This window comes from Marinobacterium litorale DSM 23545, from assembly GCF_000428985.1.
Classification (GTDB): Bacteria; Pseudomonadota; Gammaproteobacteria; order Pseudomonadales; family Balneatricaceae; genus Marinobacterium_D; species Marinobacterium_D litorale.
In genome coordinates, this window is sequence record NZ_AUAZ01000032.1 from 1 (window position 1) to 16371 (window position 16371).

Annotated in this window: 18 protein-coding genes, 2 tRNA genes and 1 other RNA gene; 6 read left to right on the top strand and 15 right to left on the bottom strand. The window is 54.7% G+C overall.

Features of this window, described 5'->3' with window-relative positions; translation table 11 throughout:
* The 4 genes from G403_RS23775 to rsmI all read right to left on the bottom strand — a co-directional run.
* On the bottom strand, positions 1 to 355 hold a 355-nt coding region (locus G403_RS23775), incomplete at its 3' end, for a P-loop NTPase fold protein (RefSeq protein ID WP_036234360.1).
* Between the two features lie 180 nt (positions 356 to 535).
* Positions 536 to 955: an antitoxin Xre/MbcA/ParS toxin-binding domain-containing protein gene (locus tag G403_RS0117190; protein ID WP_027855080.1), complete on the bottom strand. Its 420-nt coding sequence runs from the start codon at positions 953 to 955 to the stop codon at positions 536 to 538.
* 562 nt (positions 956 to 1517) lie between these two features.
* Positions 1518 to 1870: RNase P RNA component class A (gene rnpB / locus G403_RS24655), an RNA gene on the bottom strand.
* Positions 1871 to 1923: 53 nt separating this feature from the next.
* On the bottom strand, positions 1924 to 2760 hold the full coding sequence (gene rsmI, locus G403_RS0117195; protein WP_027855081.1) for a 16S rRNA (cytidine(1402)-2'-O)-methyltransferase: 837 nt from the start codon (positions 2758 to 2760) through the stop codon (positions 1924 to 1926).
* A 46-nt stretch (positions 2761 to 2806) separates the two neighbouring features.
* Here rsmI and G403_RS0117200 point away from each other — a divergent pair, with 46 nt between their 5' ends.
* Genes G403_RS0117200 through G403_RS0117215 form a run of 4 tightly spaced genes read left to right on the top strand, consistent with a single transcriptional unit; the run spans position 2807 to position 6182 of the window.
* The gene (locus tag G403_RS0117200; protein WP_211232709.1) at positions 2807 to 4627 is read left to right on the top strand and encodes a penicillin-binding protein activator; all 1821 of its coding nucleotides are present in this window, start codon (positions 2807 to 2809) and stop codon (positions 4625 to 4627) included.
* A 10-nt stretch (positions 4628 to 4637) separates the two neighbouring features.
* Positions 4638 to 4997 carry a YraN family protein gene (locus G403_RS0117205; RefSeq protein ID WP_027855083.1) on the top strand — a complete coding sequence of 120 codons (360 nt, stop codon included), beginning with the start codon at positions 4638 to 4640 and terminating at the stop codon, positions 4995 to 4997.
* A gap of 19 nt (positions 4998 to 5016) precedes the next feature.
* A complete protein-coding gene (locus G403_RS0117210) occupies positions 5017 to 5604 on the top strand; it encodes an SIS domain-containing protein (protein ID WP_027855084.1) in 588 nt (195 codons plus the stop codon).
* Between the two features lie 2 nt (positions 5605 to 5606).
* Positions 5607 to 6182, top strand: a complete 576-nt coding sequence (locus G403_RS0117215; protein WP_027855085.1) for a BON domain-containing protein — start codon at positions 5607 to 5609, stop codon at positions 6180 to 6182.
* Positions 6183 to 6188: 6 nt separating this feature from the next.
* Here G403_RS0117215 and G403_RS0117220 read toward each other — a convergent pair whose 3' ends face one another.
* From G403_RS0117220 to G403_RS0117270, 10 genes are all read right to left on the bottom strand, one after another.
* The gene (locus tag G403_RS0117220; RefSeq protein ID WP_036234362.1) at positions 6189 to 6596 is read right to left on the bottom strand and encodes a ClpXP protease specificity-enhancing factor; all 408 of its coding nucleotides are present in this window, start codon (positions 6594 to 6596) and stop codon (positions 6189 to 6191) included.
* Between the two features lie 80 nt (positions 6597 to 6676).
* The gene (locus G403_RS0117225; protein ID WP_027855087.1) at positions 6677 to 7309 is read right to left on the bottom strand and encodes a glutathione S-transferase N-terminal domain-containing protein; all 633 of its coding nucleotides are present in this window, start codon (positions 7307 to 7309) and stop codon (positions 6677 to 6679) included.
* A 93-nt stretch (positions 7310 to 7402) separates the two neighbouring features.
* On the bottom strand, positions 7403 to 8176 hold the full coding sequence (locus G403_RS0117230; RefSeq protein ID WP_027855088.1) for a cytochrome c1: 774 nt from the start codon (positions 8174 to 8176) through the stop codon (positions 7403 to 7405).
* Positions 8176 to 9432, bottom strand: coding sequence for a cytochrome b (locus G403_RS0117235; protein ID WP_051299206.1), 1257 nt, complete (start codon positions 9430 to 9432; stop codon positions 8176 to 8178). The genes G403_RS0117230 and G403_RS0117235 overlap by 1 nt, the downstream gene beginning before the upstream one ends.
* Entirely contained in the window at positions 9432 to 10028 is a 597-nt protein-coding gene (petA, locus tag G403_RS0117240) for a ubiquinol-cytochrome c reductase iron-sulfur subunit (protein WP_027855090.1), read from the bottom strand. Before petA ends, G403_RS0117235 begins: the two co-directional genes overlap by 1 nt.
* Positions 10029 to 10305: 277 nt before the next feature.
* The gene (rpsI, locus tag G403_RS0117250; protein ID WP_027855091.1) at positions 10306 to 10698 is read right to left on the bottom strand and encodes a 30S ribosomal protein S9; all 393 of its coding nucleotides are present in this window, start codon (positions 10696 to 10698) and stop codon (positions 10306 to 10308) included.
* A 14-nt stretch (positions 10699 to 10712) separates the two neighbouring features.
* Complete coding sequence (gene rplM, locus G403_RS0117255) at positions 10713 to 11144, bottom strand: 50S ribosomal protein L13 (protein WP_027855092.1); 432 nt, start codon at positions 11142 to 11144, stop codon at positions 10713 to 10715.
* A 176-nt stretch (positions 11145 to 11320) separates the two neighbouring features.
* Positions 11321 to 12430: a cell division protein ZapE gene (zapE, locus tag G403_RS0117260; protein WP_027855093.1), complete on the bottom strand. Its 1110-nt coding sequence runs from the start codon at positions 12428 to 12430 to the stop codon at positions 11321 to 11323.
* A gap of 90 nt (positions 12431 to 12520) precedes the next feature.
* Positions 12521 to 13231, bottom strand: coding sequence for an LrgB family protein (locus G403_RS0117265; RefSeq protein ID WP_027855094.1), 711 nt, complete (start codon positions 13229 to 13231; stop codon positions 12521 to 12523).
* On the bottom strand, positions 13224 to 13580 hold the full coding sequence (locus G403_RS0117270) for a CidA/LrgA family protein (RefSeq protein ID WP_027855095.1): 357 nt from the start codon (positions 13578 to 13580) through the stop codon (positions 13224 to 13226). The genes G403_RS0117265 and G403_RS0117270 overlap by 8 nt, the downstream gene beginning before the upstream one ends.
* Before the next feature lie 173 nt (positions 13581 to 13753).
* On the opposite strand from G403_RS0117270, the gene G403_RS0117275 reads away from it, so the two are divergent.
* Positions 13754 to 13830: transfer RNA gene (locus G403_RS0117275), tRNA-Pro, on the top strand.
* 264 nt (positions 13831 to 14094) lie between these two features.
* Positions 14095 to 14171, top strand: a tRNA-Pro gene (locus G403_RS0117280).
* Positions 14172 to 14385: 214 nt separating this feature from the next.
* On the opposite strand, the gene aceF is transcribed toward G403_RS0117280, so the two are convergent.
* Positions 14386 to 16353 (bottom strand): dihydrolipoyllysine-residue acetyltransferase, encoded by a 1968-nt coding sequence (aceF, locus tag G403_RS0117285; protein ID WP_027855096.1) that lies wholly within the window; start codon positions 16351 to 16353, stop codon positions 14386 to 14388.
* Between the last annotated feature and the right edge of the window lie 18 nt (positions 16354 to 16371).

Consider the following 16371-nt stretch of genomic DNA (forward strand, 5'->3'; position numbering starts at 1 on the left):
AGCTCGCTCCCGGACTTCGGGGGAGTATCGTTTTGGTGAGTTCATAACTCCATCCTCTCAAGATATGGAGTCTCCGGTAAAGCCGGGGCGGTTCACTACGTGCACTTTCAAAGTCTTGATAAAGCCAAGGGTTGAAAGTAATGACTACATAACGGTTTTTTTGAAGCTGTTGCTCCGAGGGCTCCTCTAAGCGAGCAGCAATCATTTTAACGAGAGAAGACTTGCCTGCTCCCCATCCACCTGACACACCTATCGAAATTGGTTGACCGCCACTCTGTTTCAGTAAGCTAGCGCAAGCGTCGGCAACTACCCCAAAGTTCAGATAGTCAATTGTGGTTTCGTTGTCATGCCACATCAGCTGAAATCCATTTCGTTCTTTAATGTAATCGAAAGATTATGCTGCCGAGGTGAGAAGATTGCCAGTACAGAGCATTTTTAGTATCAAGAGCTATCTGATGTGTGATAGCAAAGTGCCAAATCATCAACTTACTCATGTGCTGTACATCAAGTTCATGACTCTTTGATCCGCCCACATTCACGCAAGATGCTCACACAGCTTCTGGAGATATTCGTGTACCCGTTCCAAGCCATTGAGGCCATCTCGAACTATTAGGCTAGTTGCACTTTGCCCATCAAACTCAAGATTGGATTTGTGCAACCAGGAGTCGGCTAGCTCCTCGTTTTCGATTAAAAGGTGGAGGGATCTATAAATGCCGAAGACATGTGAAATCCTCGTTAGCACAAGCTTCATGAGCTCCTGCTCGGTAGGTGTCACATTTCCATGCATCCAACGGTTAAGAGTCTCGTCATCACAACCTAACAAAGCACTTTGCTGCTCAAGAGTCATGCTCCACTTAGTTGCAATATTTTTGAAGACCTTGAGACCCGTCTTGATAAGACGTTCATCATCTGGTGACAAGCTCTGCTCCTCCCCCTGGGTCTCACTATCCTTCATTGTCATTCCCCTCGAACGTTAAGTCCCTAGGTTAGATCGATGTACTGCATACCGCTATCGAGACAATGGCACTTCTGGCCAACGGTCACACCTCCATTTAATTTGCTTTAATGGCTGTATGCCGCTACATTTAACCTGTAGAAATAATACGAAAAATCTCATATAAACAAAGAGTTAAACGAAAAGTCCATATCAAACGATCAGACTGCGCTAAAGTCTGCTCTCAGCTTCAAAAATTGTTTTCGGCTGCTGAACACATCTCTCCTAAGTTCATGATCCAGAAGTAGTGAAAAGTCCACCCTCAACTGAAACCCACAAGCCGAGAGTCGGCGGCATTTTTGGGCCATTCATTCAGCCGCGAACACGATAAAACCGAGATATCGGGGAAGTGATTGAGTTCAAAGACATTATTAAAAAGACGGGATTAGCCGCAGTCCCGAAAAACAGGGATAGGCTTGTGAATAATTCAATCAGGCAGGAAAAATTCGGTCACGAAAAAGCGTTTTACGCTCCTCACCGATGGAATGAGGTGATTCGATTAGGGCTGAAAGGAGGGAACGGCAGTGGGAGTCTGCCGATAAGCCGGGTTTTGTCGTGGACAATCATTCATCTAGGACCTGCGTCACCACAGGTCTCCAGCAACCTACCCGGACCCGGCGCGGGCCACGCCTTAAGGGTCCCTATTTGGTCTTGCTCCGGGTGGGGTTTACCATCGCCGTGGAATGTTGCCACCCACGCGGTGCGCTCTTACCGCACCATTTCAACCTTACCGGCATCCGAAGATGCTTAGGCGGTATACTTTCTGTTGCACTTTCCGTCGGCTCGCGCCGCCCAGACGTTATCTGGCACCCTGCCCTGCAGAGCCCGGACTTTCCTCCCCTGCGCGAACGCAGCAGCGATTGTCTGGCAGACTCCCGGCGCGAAGTATACCGGGTGCGGGGTTATACACAACCCCGCCGCACGACTATCTATTGAGTTTGATCTAATAGCGCCTGATACAACGCATTTTTCTTCAGACCGGTGATCTGGGCGGCAAGACCCGCGGCCTTTTTCGGCGGCATCTCCTGCGCCAGCAGATTGAGAATGCGCAGCACCTCGGCATCGATACTTGCCTCCTGCTTCGGCGCGCCCTGTACCATGACGACAAACTCCCCCTTCTGCTGCATGGGATCAGCGCTCATCCACTCGACAAGACCCGTTAGCGTATCACCCTGGATGGTCTCAAAGGTCTTGGTAAGTTCCCGCGCCACGACCGCATAGCGTTCACCACCAAACACAGCCTGCATATCGGTGAGACTTGCCAGTATCCGATGGGTAGACTCATAGAAGATCAGCGTTGGCTCCTGATCAACCAGTGCCTCCAGCCGCTGCCGACGCCCCGAGGATTTGGCCGGTAAAAAACCCTCGAACAGAAAGCGGTCGGAAGGCAGGCCCGAGGCGCTTAATGCAGCGATAAATGCGCAGCAACCGGGTACCGGCGAAACCTGAAAGCCCGCCTCGCGGACGGCACGCACCAACACAAACCCGGGATCGGAAATAAGCGGCGTCCCCGCATCCGAGATCAACGCCACGGACTGCCCGGCTCGCAGCCGTTCCAGCACCGTATCGGCACGCTGCCGTTCGTTGTGATCATGCACTGATATCATCGGCACTTTAATGTTAAAGTGCGCAAGCAAACGGCCGCTGTGGCGGGTATCTTCGGCTGCGACGAGATCAACACCATCCAGAACCTCCCGGGCCCGGGGCGACAGGTCGCCCAGATTACCGATCGGTGTCGCGACTATATATAGAATCGGTTCCGACATCTTTCTCCATCCATACCTGCAGTGGTGCGAGTATATGCTGAATAGAATGAGACTGCCTCTGTGCATTTTTCTGACCACCCTGATCGGCGCCTGTAGCACCGTCCCCATGCCCGAGAAGGAAGCAGAGCGCCGTCCCACCGAAACCGAGGCCCTTCTGCAACAAGCCGCCGCGGCAGATCCAGCGACAGCAGCCCGTCTGCGTTTGACCGCCGCTAAAACACTGATCGGGCAAAATCAGCCGCTGGAGGCGCTTGATCTACTCGCCGCCCTCGACACCACCCTGCTGCAGCCGACATCTATCAATGACGTTTTGCTGCTTCAAGCACAGGCCGCCATGATGCTGGGCGATCGAAACCTGGCGCAGCGGGCATTGGACAAGCTGCCAACCGCAATGCTGAGCCCATCACAACGCACCCGGGCTGATGCACTGCAGGAACAACTGCTTACCGATGGAGGCGATCCCGTCAGTGCGGCCCGACAGATGATCGCCGAAGCCAAGGCAGAACAATCGCCGCAGCGCCGCCAATCGATCCATAACCGCCTTTGGCGACTGCTGGACCGAATCGACACGGCCACGCTGGAACAACTGACGAACGAGAACAACGACTTTTTCGAACAGGGTTGGTTTGAACTGGCACTGGCTGTTCGCTCCACTGGTGATATCAGTCGCGATGAAAACGCTTTGTCTCAATGGCGCACACTATGGGAAAGCCACCCGGCCTATCGACTCGCACCGGCCGGTCTCTCAACTCAACGCGGTGAAAAACTGGCTCCCCGAAAAATCGGCCTGCTCCTTCCCTTCTCCGGCCCGCTTGCCGAACCTGCCCGAGCAATCAGCGAAGGTTTTTTTGCCGCCAGCCTGAGAACCACGCCAGCAAACGCCCCGGAAATAATCAGTCTGGACAGCACGCTCATCGATACCCCGGATAAACTTTTCTCCGCCGTTCAGCAGGAACAGATTGACCTGATTATCGGACCGCTGGCCCGTGACTATGTAGAGCGCCTGAGTGGCATCAGCAACCCACCGGTGCCGATTCTGGCTCTCAACCAATCTCCGACCGCCAATCCGAACCTTTACCAGTTGGATTTAGCCTCGGAACAGGAAGCAACGCTGCTCGCCCAGCAAGCCAACCGTTCAGGCTACCAACGTGTCGCCATGATTCGCCCGGATGCCGAATGGGGCGCTCGGCTGGCTCGACGTCTGACCACAGAGCTGGAAGCCCTGGGCGGAGCCGTCTCTGCCGAGCTCGCCTACACAGCAGACGAGACCCTGTCCGGCCAGATCGCCTCGCTACTATTGACCGACCAGAGCCAGGCGCGTGCCACCGAGATTCGTCGCGTCACAGGCAGCCGCTTCGAGTTTGATGAGCGCCCGCGGGATGACATCGATGCCATCCTGATCATTGCACTGCCATCGGACGCCCGGCAGATCAAACCGATGCTCGCATTCCACTTTGCCGGAGATTTGCCGGTATATGCCACCTCGCACATCTATGAAGGCAACCCTGATGCGGTGCGGGATGTGGATCTGAATGGTATCTATTTTCTGGATCTCCCCTGGGTCATTCTTCCTCCAAGCCCGATCCACCAGTCCCTGACCGACAAACGCACCGATGCCGACGGACGCTTTGGTCGGCTCTATGCACTGGGCATTGATGCCTACCAGCTCCATCCCTACCTCAAACAACTGGCGGAGGCACCTGACGCCTTCCTGGCCGCAGAAACCGGTACACTGAGCATCGGCGCCAATGGCCGGGTCCATCGAAAGCTTCCCTGGGCTCGCTTTAACGACGGCGTACCGGAACCGGTCAGCTTTACGCCAGCGCCCGAAGCGCCACAGACCGGGGAAACCCCATCCATAAACTAGGAGCAACGCGATGGATCGCAAAGCAAAGGGCAAGGATGCCGAACAGAAAGCCGAGCACTATTTACAGTCAATGGGGCTCAAAACCCTAAAGCGCAACGCACAGTGTCGCCTGGGCGAGATCGACCTGATCATGCGTGACGGCGAACACCTGGTGTTCATTGAGGTCAGACAGCGCAGCGGCTCAGGTTTTGGCGGCGCTGCACAGTCGGTTGACCTACGAAAGCAGCAGAAACTGATCAGAACCGCCCGTTTTTTACTGGCACGCAACCCCGGCTGGAGTGCGCTACCCTGCCGCTTTGATGTAATTGCTTACGAGTCAGACTCGGCTGAACGACCGCCGATATGGTATAAAGACGCCTTTCGACCCTGAAGCCCGGATATAATGACGCATGGAACTAGAAGACCGTATCGTCAGCCAGTTTCACAACTCGATGGAGATCAACGCCCAAACCATCGAGCACTACACCCCGCTGATTGCCGAAGCCGGTGAACTGTTGTTGCATTGCCTGGTCAATGAAAACAAGATTGTCTGCGTTGGCAATGGCGGCGCCGGCGCTTTGTGTCAGCATTTTTCATCGCTACTGCTGAGCCGATTCCGCCAGGAACGGCCCGGGCTTCCCGCGATGACGCTAAATGCCGACAGCGCAGCCATGAGCGCAATCACTGAAGACAGCAGCTTCGCGGAAGTGTACGCCAAGCAGATCAGAGCACTTGGACAGCCCGGCGACGTACTGTTGGCCGTCTCCCCCAACGGTCGCAGCACAAGCCTGGTCCAGGCGATACAGGCTGCCCACGACCGAGAGATGCAAGTAATCGCACTGACCGGCGGTGACGGTGGCAACATGACGGCTCTGCTGGCCCGTGACGAAATTGAGATCTGCATTCCCAGCGCCGACGAATCGCTGGTGTACGACGCACAACTTCTGGTCCTGCACTGCCTGTGCGACCTGATCGATTACCAACTTTTTGGAGCTTGAACGTGAAGAAAACCTCACTGAGCCTCGCTATCGTGCTCGCCGCCAGCGTTATGGGCGGATGCGCCACCGTCATTAGCTCTGCGCGTGACGAGCCAATCAAGGAAGATCCGGCCAGCCGCACCCTGGGTAATTATATTGAAGATGAGGTCATTGAAACCAAGGTTCTTGTCAACCTGAGCAAGGGTTCGGAACGCCTGGCCCAGTCACACATCAATGTCACCAGCTACAACGGCCAGGTGCTATTGACCGGACAAGTCCCGGACCAAAACATCCGAAATGAAGCGCAACAGATAACCGCTGCGACCCGGGAAGTTACCAAGATCCACAACGAACTGGAGATTGCCGGCCCCACCTCAGGTATCGTTCGCACCAACGATGTGTACCTGACAAGCCGGGTCAAGATCCAGCTACTGGCCGATAAAGGCGTGGCAGGTAACCGTATCAAGGTCGTTACCGAAAACGGGGTCGTTTATCTGATGGGCCTGATCAAACGCCCCGAAGCGGAAACAGCCGTGACGATCGTGCGCAGCGTTCCCGGCGTACGCAAGATCGTCAAAGTGTTCGAATATATCGACTGAGCGACGTTACTTAACCACTTTCAGTGAGGGCCGCCCGCCTCCCCCACCTTGAGGCGTCGGCGGCTCCGGCTCCGGCTCGGCGATTAGCGCATCAGCACCCGGCTCCGCCCCAAACCCCATACCTACACCGTTTTCACGCGCGTAGATCGCCAGCACAGCAGCTACTGGTACATACACATTCATCGGCTGACCGGAAAAACGGGCATTAAAACTGACAGCGGAGTTATCCATCAACAGCCCCTGAATTGCACCCGGGGCGATATTCAACGTAATCTGGCCGTCCTGAACAAAGGCTTCAGGGACTTTCACCCCATCGACAGTCGCATCCACCACCAGATGACTGGTCAGACTATTGTCGCTCAACCATTCGTACAGAGCCCTCAACAGATAGGGCCGACTCGCCGTAACAGACATCCTTCCTCCCCAAATAAAAAGGGACGGAGCACCAACCCCATCCCTTGTTTTGATCATTTACCCGATAAGCAGAGATATGCTTAGTCGCGCATTTCCCGCTCAGCGTCAGACAGGCTGGCCTGGAACGAATCACGCTCGAACAGACGCTTCATGTAACCCACCAGCGGCTTGCACTGCGCTTCCGGCAGTTCCACACCCATCATAGGCAACCGCCATAGAATGGGTGCGATACAGCAATCCACGAGGCTGAACTCTTCACTCATAAAAAACGGCTTTTCGTTGAAAATCGGCGAAACAGCCACCAGGCCATCACGCAGATCCTTACGAGCCTCTTCGAGCGCAGCACCTTTCACCTTGCCTTCGAGAATATCGTCAGCCACCTTGCACCAGTCACGCTGAATGCGGTGGATAAAAAGACGACTTTCAGCCCGCGCAACAGGGTAGACCGGCAGCAGCGGCGGATGTGGAAAACGCTCATCCAGGTATTCCATCATCACATTCGGCTCATACAGAACCAGTTCGCGATCCAGCAGGGTCGGAAGACTGTTATACGGATTCAGCGCCGCCACATCTTCCGGCAATTCGCTCTCCTTGCAGTCGACAACATCCACTGCAACCCCTTTCTCCGCCAGCACGATACGTACACGGTGGCTGTAATGGTCATCACCATTCGAGTAAAAGGTCATGGAAGAACGCTTGGCCACAACTCCCATCTAGTATTCCCCATCAATAAGTCAGGTGCTTAAACAAAAAATCTACGCGGCCCAGGGGACCGCGTAGTTTTCATATTCACAACACCCAAGTGTTTAGTGAATGTCTTTCCAGTACTCTTTCTTCAACGCAAACGCGAATACGAACAGGATCGCGAGGAAGATCAATACATAAGTACCGATTTTACCAGAGACCATGGCTGACGGCTCGCCCATGTAAGCCATGAAGTTGACCAGATCGTACACGTACTGATCGAACTCCTCTTCGCTCATGGAGCCAGTCTCAGGCACTACCGTCATGCAGCCACCGATACGGTCACCCGTGAGCGGATCAACTTTACCGTGACTGCCCGAATGCAGCTCCTCAGGCGTACAGTGATTGATCACGGTACCCTGGAGATCTTCCAGTACGTTGGGCATACCCACGTCCGGGAATACAGTGTTATTCACACCCCAGGGGCGCGCTTCGTCCTGATAGAAGCTACGCAGGTAGGTATAAACCCAATCCGGACCACGCAGGCGTGACTCCAGCGTCAGATCCGGCGGCGGGTTACCAAACCAGTTCTGCGCATCTTCCTTCGCCATGGCGATGGTCATCTGCTCACCGATCTTCTTGTTGCTATCAAAGATCAGGTGTTCTTCGACCAGTTCGTTCGGCATTTCCAGGTCAGTCGCCGCGCGCTCAAAACGCTGGTACTGAGCCGAGTGACAACCCATGCAACGGTTGACGAAAGTCGCCATACCACGCTGCAGGGACGCCTTGTTTTCCAGATCCACATTCATCGAATCCAGCGGCACTCCCGCGCCACCAGCGGCACTGGCGGTCATCGGCGCCAGCACCATCATCAGAGCAATAAGATACTTTTTCATTATCCTGTAACCCTCTCCGGTACCGGTTTAGTGCGTTCCATTCTGGTGTAGAAGGGCATCAGTAGGAAGTACGCAAAATAGAGCAAGGTACAAATCTGAGCTACCAGAGTTCGCGCAGGCGTAGACGGTATTGCACCCAATACGCCAAGGATCACAAAGCTTACTGCGAAGATCAGCAACCAGAGCTTGCTCAGCATACCCTTGTAGCGAATCGATTTGACCGGGCTACGGTCCAGCCAGGGCAGTACGAAGAGGATTGCAATCGCCGCACCCATTACCACGACGCCCCAGAACTTGGCATCCAAACCGAACAGCGGGAAGGTGACCGCACGTAACATGGCGTAGAACGGAGTGAAGTACCAGACCGGCGCGATATGCGCAGGTGTCTTCAGCGGGTTAGCCGGTTCGAAGTTCGGCTTCTCTATGAAGTAACCACCGCCCTCCGGGAACCAGAAAACGACAGTACAGAAGACGGCCAGGAAGACCACAACACCGACAATATCTTTCACGGTGTAGTACGGGTGGAACGGGATGCCGTCCAGCGGTACACCATTCTCATCTTTGTTCTTCTTGATCTCGACACCATCCGGGTTGTTTGAACCCACTTCGTGCAACGCGATGATGTGCAGCACAACCAGCGCCAACAGAACAATCGGGAGCGCAATAACGTGCAGTGCGAAGAAACGGTTCAGGGTAATCCCCGAGATCAGGTAGTCACCGCGGATCCACTGCTGAAGATCGGGACCAATAGCCGGGATCGCACCAAACAGGGAGACGATAACCTGAGCACCCCAGTATGACATCTGCCCCCATGGCAGCAGGTAGCCCATGAACGCTTCTGCCATCAGCGCCAGGTAGATGGTCATACCGAAGATCCACACCAGCTCACGCGGATTACGGTAAGAGCCGTACATCATGCCGCGGAACATATGCAGGTACACGACCACGAAGAATGCAGAAGCACCGGTGGAATGCAGATATCGCAGTATCCAACCGTACTCCACATCACGCATGATGTACTCAACTGAGGCGAAAGCACCTTCCGCACTGGGGTTGTAGCTCATGGTCAGCCAGATACCGGTCAGGATCTGGTTAACCAGCACCAGCAGTGCCAGTGAACCGAAGAAGTACCAAAAGTTGAAGTTCTTCGGCGCGTAGTATTTGGAGAGATGATCTTCCCACATCGCTGTGGCGGGGAAGCGGTCGTCGATCCAGCCCATCAGGCCCGGATTCCCTTTATTGCGTGTACCAGCCATTACACAGCCTCCTGATCGACGCCGACAACCAGCGTGTTATCGTCTTCATAAGAGTGCGGTGGGATTACCAGGTTGGTCGGTGCCGGAACGCCTTTAAAGACGCGCCCGGACAGATCGAACTTGGAACCGTGACAGGGGCAGAAGAAGCCACCCAGCCAGTCTTCACCCAGATCTTCCGGTGCGATTTCCGGACGATAGGTCGGCGAGCAACCCAGGTGCGTACAGATACCCACCATCACCGCGATCTCCGGGCGCAGCGCACGAGCGGGGGTGCCCGGCACATAATCCGGCTGCTGCGGCTTTTCGGAGTTTGGATCTGCCAGTCGATCGTTCATCTTTTCCAGGTTAGCCAGTGCCTCCGGGCCACGTTTCACGACCCATACTGGCTTACCGCGCCACTCAACGATCATCTGCTGACCAGGCTCAAGCTTGCTGATATCCGCCTTGGCAGGTGCACCGGCAGCTTTCGCCTTGGCACTCGGATTCCAGGAAGCCACGAACGGGACAGCAGCTCCCACGGCACCCACTGCACCTACGGCAGAGGTGGCACCGATCAGAAGCCGGCGCCGACCCTTATTCACGCCGTCATTGCTCATTAACTTCATCTCCCCTCAATCGACGAACCACTTTCGCACACACAAAAGTTTGGCCGTCCTTTCAGTCATGAAAACCACGAAACCGGATTTTTCAAATGGCGGAAATCTTAAAGAAATTACCCCATAGATACAAGGTAAAATCGCCCTATACGACCAAATATCAACCGCTTATCGTTGCACTTATGCAACAAAAAATTGACATAAAAAAAGCCCGCAGCCGAAAAGGCCACGAGCTTTTTTCTGAATTCTGCAGCGCAGCATAAAGCCGCGCAACGAATTAACGCTTGGAGAACTGCGGACGCTTACGTGCTTTACGCAGACCCACTTTCTTACGCTCAACAGCACGCGCATCACGGGTTACATAACCCGCCTGACGCAGCGTCGGACGCAGCGTTTCGTCGTATTCCATCAGTGCACGGGTGATACCGTGACGGATTGCACCTGCCTGACCAAAGCCACCACCACCGGCAACGGTGACGTAAACATCGAACTTCTCTTTGGTTTCAGTCAGTTCGAGCGGCTGCATAACGATCATGCGAGCAGTTTCGCGGCCGAAGTAATCTTCCAGGCTACGCTGGTTGATCGTTACTGTGCCGGTACCCGGGCGCAGGAAGACGCGCGCGGTTGAGGTTTTGCGACGGCCTGTGCCGTAGTACTGAGTAGTAGCCATTATTCGCCTTCCCCTTAAATATTCAGTTCTTTAGGCTGCTGAGCCTGATGCGGATGTTCAGCACCGGCGTACACTTTCAGCTTGCTGTGCATGGCGCGACCCAACGGACCCTTCGGCAGCATACCTTTAACGGCCAGCTCGATTGTGCGCTCAGGGAAGGTTTGTACCATCGTGTTGAAGTTTGCTTCCTTCAGACCACCCGGAAAACCGGAGTGACGATAGTACATCTTGGCGTTACGCTTGTTGCCGGTCACATTGACCTTCTCAGCGTTGACTACAACGATGTAGTCACCGGTATCCACGTGCGGAGTGTATTCCGGCTTGTGCTTACCACGCAGACGACGTGCGATTTCTGTCGCCAGACGACCCAGAGTTTTACCCTCGGCGTCAACAACGTACCAGTCGCGTTTCACTTCGGCTGGCTTTGCGCTAACAGTTGTGCTCATTGTTTCTATACCTATCTTAAGTCTCGAACCCGGTTTAACCGGCCATTCCGACTTACCTTATAGTTATTGGTTGCCCACCCGGAAACCGGGTTTGCAACGTACACTATCCTCTACCCCTTGCAGAGGAGCGCGAATTATAGACAAGGCGCATTCGGAAATCCAGCCTAAAAAGCCACCTAACCGGCTCGATGCTCACGCACCAGATAGTCGTGGGACTGCATCTCCAGCAAGCGGCTTTGCGTGCGCTGAATTTCGAATTCAAGGCGCCCCTCACTGTAGATCTGATCGATGGGAACGGCCGCCGAAATGATAAGTTTCACGCCGCTATCGTAGAACTCATCCACCATATTGATGAAGCGCCGGGCGGCATCATCGTTAGCGCGCCCCAACTGCGGCACATTACTTAAAACGACGGCATGATAAAGCTTGGACAATTCAATGTAGTCATTCTGTGAGCGCGGTCCGTTACAGAGCGCATCAAAATCGAACCACACCACATCTTCACACGCGCGACGGCTGCGAATACCGCGACCGTTTACCTCGATCACCTCCCCTTCGACCACCTCTTCCAGGTCGGGGGCAAGCCCTTCGAAGCTTTTGTTAAGACTCTCATCCGCTGCACCATCTAATGGCCAGTGGTAAAGCTCAGCCTGCTCCAGTGTTCGCAGACGGTAATCGATCCCACCATCTACGTTAACAACCTCCGTGTATTGCTTTAGCAGGTCGATCGCGGGTAAGAAGCGCGCCCGTTGCAATCCGTCTTTATAGAGACCGTCCGGCACGATATTCGATGTTGCAACCAGGGAGACACCGTTACCAAACAATTGCTCCATGAGCCCACCGAGAATCATGGCATCCGTTATATCGGAAACAAAGAACTCATCGAAGCAGATGATGCGCGTCTCTTCCGCATACTTACGGCCAATTTCTACCAGCGGATTCTTGGTTCCATCCAGCAGTCTCAGCTCATGGTGCACGCGTTGCATGAACCGATGGAAGTGTGTGCGCATTTTGCGTTCGAACGGCAGGCTGTCATAGAAGGTATCCATGAGGTAGGTTTTTCCACGCCCTACACCACCCCAAAAGTAGAGTCCCTTTACCGGTTCCGCCTTTTCACGTTTCACTTTTGCACTGAGACGCTGCATAAACCCGGGAGTGGGCGCATTCTCTGCGGCGACCAGATCATCATACAGACGCTGTAGATGTCCAACGGCCATCTCCTGTGTCGGATCATAGGAAAAATCGTCCCTTTGCAGATCCTGCTTATATCGCTCCAGCGGTGTCATGATCGCATGTGTCCTCAGTGCAGATTTTGCTCATCTTTCGGTCGGGGCGAAACTTTACTGCCGTGCAGCATTTTTATCAAATCATCGACTTCAGACCGAGACTAAAGAAACCAGCAATGGCAGCACGAACGCCGTAACCAGACCGTTGACCGCCATCGCAAGCCCTGCAAAGGCCCCAATCAAGGCCCCCATTGAGAGCGCCTGCGCAGTGCCAAAACCGTGAGCAGCCAACCCCATGGCAAATCCACGCGCAGCGGCATCTTTAATTCTGCACAAACGGAACACCCAGGGCGCAAGCACACAGCCGATCATTCCGGTCACCAGCACTATGCCCGCTGCCATGGAAGGATACCCGCCGATCTTCTCAACAATGCCGATGGCGATGGGCGACGTCACCGACTTCGGCGCCATTGTTAACATGGTCTCGCGCTCTGCCCCCATCGCCCAGGCGATGATCGTTGCACTGATAACCGCAAAAGGGGAGCCGACGAGTACAGCTACCAATATGGGTAACCAGTTCTCACGTATACGATCAAAATAGGCATATAGAGGCACCGCCAGCGCTACCGTCGCCGGTCCCAATAAAAAGTGAATGAACTGGGCACCTTCAAAATAGGTTTGATAACTGGTATCGGTGGCGACCAATAGCACGATCAGGATGGCCATGGAGATCAATACCGGATGAAACAGGGACGACCCACCCAGGCGGCGATTGATCTCCCGACTGAACATAAATACCGCCAGCGTCAGAACGATCCATAGCAAAGGGCGTGCCGTGAAATAGACCCAGAATTCAGTCATGCTCCCCTCCCCGGCTGCGCATGATTTTCTGAAACACCCACCCGGTAACCGCCATCGTAAGCCCCGTACTGATGACCAATGTCACAATCATCACCAACCACTCCCGACTGAGTAGTTCGAAGTGCACCATCAAGCCAACGCCCGCCGGCACAAATAAGAGCGCCAGATGGCTAAGCAGCCCATCCGATACCGTCTTCAGCCAGGCAGGCACAGCCCGCCCAGCGACAACAAGAGCCAAAGTCAGCAGCAACATACCAATAACAGGACCCGGGACGGGTATCCCCGTAACAACAACGAACAGCTCACCTAGAAGCTGACACCCCAGCAGAACCAATACGCCCCGTAACATCACTCCCCTCCAGATTCCTCGCCCACAACGCAGTCGAAAACAACGGCCTCTTTTTCATTTAGCCTCTTGGCATCGCACAGGCCCGCCACTATAATGCGCCCCGTCGTATCAGCAAGGCTTTTAGCCAAAAGTCGATAACGGCAGAAGGGGCGCTCGCTCTCTTCATCTTGTGTCGGGGTGTAGCTCAGCCTGGTAGAGCACTGTCTTCGGGAGGCAGGGGTCGTAGGTTCAAATCCTGTCACCCCGACCATTTTTACGCCAATCTCCACGTATCCCAGCCATATGCGGCTTTTGGCGTTCGGTACGCACCTTGGCTATCGGCCTGCATCAACCATTTAAACACCCTTCCAAATCGCCCCCAACTTGTTGACAGCGAAACAAAAACCCTTATAATTCGCGCTCACTTGAACGACGCAGGTTTCCCGATCTGCTGCCAAATCGCTCAAGTCGATATGTTGCAGTAACACGCAACCCAAGTACCAGCGTCGTATCCGATCGGAAACGGCAACCTAGTCGGGGTGTAGCTCAGCCTGGTAGAGCACTGTCTTCGGGAGGCAGGGGTCGTAGGTTCAAATCCTGTCACCCCGACCATTTCTTCACGCTTTCTTCCTTACACGTTCAAGTTTCATCATAAACTTTCAGCGCCCTTCAGAGCCTTGCACTCTGATGCAGATGTTTTATCGCAGCATATCTCTGCCGATATAACAGAGCGCGCCATCTCGATATACCAGTCAACGCAGAACCCGCTGTACCGTATAAACAAAAAAGGCCCCCGAAGGAGCCCTTTTCAAATCCGATTCCGTAATCAGAGAATCAGACGACGGATGTCGCTGAGCAGGCCATTAAGCTCGGTCAGGAAGCGCCCTGCATCACCACCGTTGATCGCGCGGTGATCGTAGGACAGACACAGCGGCAGCATCAGACGCGGCTCGAACTCTTTGCCATTCCAGCGCGGCTTGATATCAGCCTTGGAAATACCCAGGATAGCCACTTCCGGCGCATTGACGATCGGCGTAAAGCCGGTGCCACCAATACCGCCCAGGCTTGAGATGGTAAAGCAGGCACCCTGCATTTCGTTGGGCTTGAGCTTGCGATCCTTGGCTTTACCAGCCAATTCCGTCGCTTCCCGAGCCAGTTCGTAGACGCTCTTCTTGTCCGCATCCTTGATGACCGGCACCATCAGACCGTTCGGCGTATCCACTGCAACACCGATGTTCACATACTTCTTGTAGACAATATGCTCACCATCCGAGTGCAGCGATGCGTTGAACTTCTGATGACGGGTCAGTGCAATAGCAGCTGCTTTGATCATGAACGGCAGCGGCGTCAGCTTAACCCCTTCTTTCGCCGCCGCATCCTTCATTTCCTTACGGAAGTTCTCCAGCTCGGTGATATCGGCATCATCAAACTGAGTCACATGGGGAATATTGAGCCAGCAGCGAGACATATTGTCGCGGGTGATCTTATCCACCTTGCTCAGCTTGACCATCTCGGTCTCACCGAACTTGCTGAAATCCACAGCCGGGATCGGTGGAATACCGGAACCACCCGTCACAGCTGCGGCAGCAGTGCCACCCCCCTGCTCAACCTGCTTCATGATCGACTTGACGTAAGCCTGGACGTCCTCTTTAACGATGCGTCCCTTACGTGCAGTGCCGGTCACCTTCGTCAGATCAACACCGAACTCACGCGCCAACGCACGAACTGCAGGGCCGGCATAGACCGACTTGTTCTTCTGATCCAACGCGGCCAGATCCGCTGCCGACTTGGGTGCCGAAGGCGCCGCTGCAGCGGGCTTTTCAGCCGCAGGAGCCGGCGTTGACGCCGCCTTGGGAGCCTCCTGAGCCGGTGCAGGCGCAGGCTCAGAACCACCCGCCACTTCCAGCTCCAGCAACAGATCGCCTTCGTTGACCTTGTCACCTTCACTGATCTTCATGGACTTGACCACACCACCCTTGGGTGCCGGCACTTCCATGGAGGCCTTATCGGTCTCAAGCGTAATCAGGCTGTCGCCTTCCTCTACGGTATCGCCATCTTTAACCAGGACCTCGATCACGTCCACATCAGTCGCGCCGCTCAGGTCCGGAATCAGTACTTGCTCGACACCACCAGATGCGGCAGGTGCAGGAGCCGCAGATTCGGCAGAAGCCTCAGAAGCCAGGGCTTGCTGGGTCTCGGTAGCAGGCGCACCTCCATCGGAAACTTCCAGCTCCAACAACAGGTCGCCTTCGTTGACCTTGTCACCTTCGCTGATCTTCATGGATTTCACGACACCCGACATCGGCGCCGGCACTTCCATTGAGGCTTTATCCGTTTCCAGAGTGATCAGACTATCACCCTCTTCGACGCGATCGCCGTCCTTAACAAGAACCTCAATTACGTCCACATCACTGGCACCGCTGAGATCCGGAATCGTCACCGATTCAACGCGGCTACCACCGGATGAAGCAGCCGGAGCAGGAGCAGGCTCAGCAGCCGACTCCTGGGACTTCTCTTCTTGAGGCGCCTGTTCAGCGGCAGGCTCAGATGAACCACCTTCCGCTTCCACTTCGACAACGGCATCGCCTTCGCTGCAGGTACCACCCTCGCTGACCAATACCTTTTTGATAACACCACCGACGGTTGCCGGCACTTCCATGGAAGCCTTGTCGGTCTCCAGAGTGATCAGGCTGTCGCCTTCGGCAATGGTATCGCCTTCCTTGACCAGAACTTCGATGATATCGACGTCGTCGTAGCCACCGATATCCGGCACTGTAATCGTTGTTGTGCTCACTATACTGTCCTCTCGTTA

What these genes read in the sequence shown, in the direction of transcription:
- rsmI (WP_027855081.1), bottom strand. Translation starts at nt 2,760, where the DNA reads ATGTCGGAACCGATTCTATATATAGTCGCGACACCGATCGGTAATCTG.
- rpsI (WP_027855091.1), bottom strand. Translation starts at nt 10,698, where the DNA reads ATGGCTACTACTCAGTACTACGGCACAGGCCGTCGCAAAACCTCAACC.
- zapE (WP_027855093.1), bottom strand. Translation starts at nt 12,430, where the DNA reads ATGACACCGCTGGAGCGATATAAGCAGGATCTGCAAAGGGACGATTTT.
- rplM (WP_027855092.1), bottom strand. Translation starts at nt 11,144, where the DNA reads ATGAGCACAACTGTTAGCGCAAAGCCAGCCGAAGTGAAACGCGACTGG.
- G403_RS0117265 (WP_027855094.1), bottom strand. Translation starts at nt 13,231, where the DNA reads ATGACTGAATTCTGGGTCTATTTCACGGCACGCCCTTTGCTATGGATC.
- G403_RS0117230 (WP_027855088.1), bottom strand. Translation starts at nt 8,176, where the DNA reads ATGAAAAAGTATCTTATTGCTCTGATGATGGTGCTGGCGCCGATGACC.
- G403_RS0117220 (WP_036234362.1), bottom strand. Translation starts at nt 6,596, where the DNA reads ATGTCTGTTACGGCGAGTCGGCCCTATCTGTTGAGGGCTCTGTACGAA.
- G403_RS0117225 (WP_027855087.1), bottom strand. Translation starts at nt 7,309, where the DNA reads ATGGGAGTTGTGGCCAAGCGTTCTTCCATGACCTTTTACTCGAATGGT.
- G403_RS0117205 (WP_027855083.1), top strand. Translation starts at nt 4,638, where the DNA reads ATGGATCGCAAAGCAAAGGGCAAGGATGCCGAACAGAAAGCCGAGCAC.
- G403_RS0117200 (WP_211232709.1), top strand. Translation starts at nt 2,807, where the DNA reads ATGAGACTGCCTCTGTGCATTTTTCTGACCACCCTGATCGGCGCCTGT.
- G403_RS0117235 (WP_051299206.1), bottom strand. Translation starts at nt 9,432, where the DNA reads ATGGCTGGTACACGCAATAAAGGGAATCCGGGCCTGATGGGCTGGATC.
- petA (WP_027855090.1), bottom strand. Translation starts at nt 10,028, where the DNA reads ATGAGCAATGACGGCGTGAATAAGGGTCGGCGCCGGCTTCTGATCGGT.
- G403_RS0117190 (WP_027855080.1), bottom strand. Translation starts at nt 955, where the DNA reads ATGAAGGATAGTGAGACCCAGGGGGAGGAGCAGAGCTTGTCACCAGAT.
- G403_RS0117210 (WP_027855084.1), top strand. Translation starts at nt 5,017, where the DNA reads ATGGAACTAGAAGACCGTATCGTCAGCCAGTTTCACAACTCGATGGAG.
- G403_RS0117270 (WP_027855095.1), bottom strand. Translation starts at nt 13,580, where the DNA reads ATGTTACGGGGCGTATTGGTTCTGCTGGGGTGTCAGCTTCTAGGTGAG.